Source organism: Corallococcus sp. AB018 (assembly GCF_003986945.1).
Taxonomy (GTDB): domain Bacteria; phylum Myxococcota; class Myxococcia; order Myxococcales; family Myxococcaceae; genus Corallococcus; species Corallococcus exiguus.
Genome location: NZ_RAWR01000051.1, coordinates 13493 through 15163, shown reverse-complemented (window position 1 = coordinate 15163; position 1671 = coordinate 13493). Strand labels below are relative to the sequence as shown.

General features: G+C 68.8%; 2 protein-coding genes. Both read right to left on the bottom strand.

Annotation, left to right across the window (positions count from 1 at the left end; translation table 11 throughout):
• Positions 1-86: 86 nt before the first annotated feature.
• Positions 87-881, bottom strand: a complete 795-nt coding sequence (locus tag D7Y11_RS13410) for a DedA family protein (RefSeq protein WP_120577620.1) — start codon at positions 879-881, stop codon at positions 87-89.
• Positions 882-1187: 306 nt separating this feature from the next.
• Positions 1188-1658 carry a cyclic nucleotide-binding domain-containing protein gene (locus D7Y11_RS13405; protein ID WP_120577619.1) on the bottom strand — a complete coding sequence of 157 codons (471 nt, stop codon included), beginning with the start codon at positions 1656-1658 and terminating at the stop codon, positions 1188-1190.
• Positions 1659-1671: the final 13 nt, after the last annotated feature.

The following is a 1671-nucleotide window of genomic DNA, read 5'->3' as shown; positions in this document are numbered from 1 at the left end:
CGTAACCACCGAGGCCCGCAACGAAGAACCCCGCTCCCTCCTTCGAGGGGGCGGGGTCCGTGAACCACGTCACCGCTGCACGGTGACTACTTGTGCGCGTTCAGGTCCGGCTCGGACGCGGGCGCCTTGTCGGCGGGCACGTCGAAGAAGGCGCTGGGGCTGGCCGCGCGCGTCGACGACATGCTGTTCTCCAGCGTCTCCGGCACGGGCGGCAGGGCCACCGGCGTCAGCTGCTCCTTGGCGGCGGCCTCGGCCTTGAGCTTCGCGTTCTTGCGGCGACGGTAGACGAAGTAGCCCACCGCCAGCACCGCCAACGACCCCATCACCACGACCTGGCCGTCCTTCAGCTTGCGGATGACCATGTCCAGCTCGCCACCGAAGTGGAACCCGAGCCACACGAACACCGGCGCGGACAGCAGCGCCGCCAGCCCGTCCCAGAAGATGAAGCGCCAGTACGACATGTGCACGGAGCCCGCGGTGAAGTACGTCACCGCGCGCACGCCCGGCATGAAGCGGGCGATCATCACGATCTTCTGGCCGTGCGTGACGAAGAGCGACTCCACCTTCGCCCGCTTCTCCGGCGTGACGATCTTGGAGAAGAACCCTCCGCCCTTCGCCCCCGGGTCGCGCCCCAGCCTCGTGCCCAGCCGGCGCCCCGCCAGGTAGATGAGGCTGTCACCCACCAGGATGCCGAAGAACCCCACCGCCATCATCACCGGCAGGTGGGCCGCGCCCTTGTGCGCCAGGAACCCACCGAGGATGAGCGAGATGTCCTCGGGCAGCGGCACGCCCAGACCGCACGCCACCAGGATGGCGAACACGGACAAGTAGGCGAAGAGGCCCTGGGAGCTACCGAGCAGGTTGGTGAGCAGTTCTTCCACGCGTCGTTCCGTCCAATCACTTCCAGAAGGGCCGCTCGGCAACCACCCGGGCCGGCCCGTCCATCACCCAGCCATCAACCGGGTGAGGCAGTTGAAAACTCCGGCCGCCCAGCTTCCCACCTCAAGCGTCCGCGCCACATCACGAAAGCCGTCGGCCGTATGTCTACCCTCACCCACGGTGTGCGACAGCCTGGGAGCCTGGAGGGGCTCCTGGCGAGCACAGTAACCACCTCGGGTGCGGGTGGCAGGACCGTTCGCCTTTCCGGCCTCCCGGCACGAGCCCGGCGCCACCCGTCCGACAGCCGTTCAGGTCCCCGGGGCCCGCGCCACCAGCGTGCGCAGCATGTCCCGGTTGTCCCGGGCCTTCGCGCCGAAGTGGCTGACGATGCCCATCAGCAGCTTGATGCAGGCCTGCGGCTTCTGCGCGAGCAGCTTCTGGAAGTCCGCTGAACGGATCTCCAGCGCCATCACGTCCGTCTGGGCCGTGGCCGAGCACAGCCGCTCGCCCTTCTGCACGAGCGCCAGCTCGCCCAGGGGCTCACCGACAGTCACCTCGCCCAGGGGCACGTCCTCGCCCGAGGGGCTCCGGGCGCTCAGCCGCACCGTGCCCTCACCGACAATCAACAGCGAGTCCCCCGCCTTGCCCTCGGTGAACAAGGCCGTCCCCTTGGGGAAGGCGCGCGACACGGCCGCCGCCGCGAAGATGGAGATGCCGGTGTCGGTGAAGCCCTTGAAGAGCGGACAGGCCTTCAGGGTCGTCTCGGGGGCGAGCGCCATGGGGTGTTCCTAA

Bases quoted from the DNA above. Each gene is read 5' to 3' on its own strand.
- D7Y11_RS13405 (WP_120577619.1), bottom strand. From the start codon at position 1,658: ATGGCGCTCGCCCCCGAGACGACCCTGAAGGCCTGTCCGCTCTTCAAG.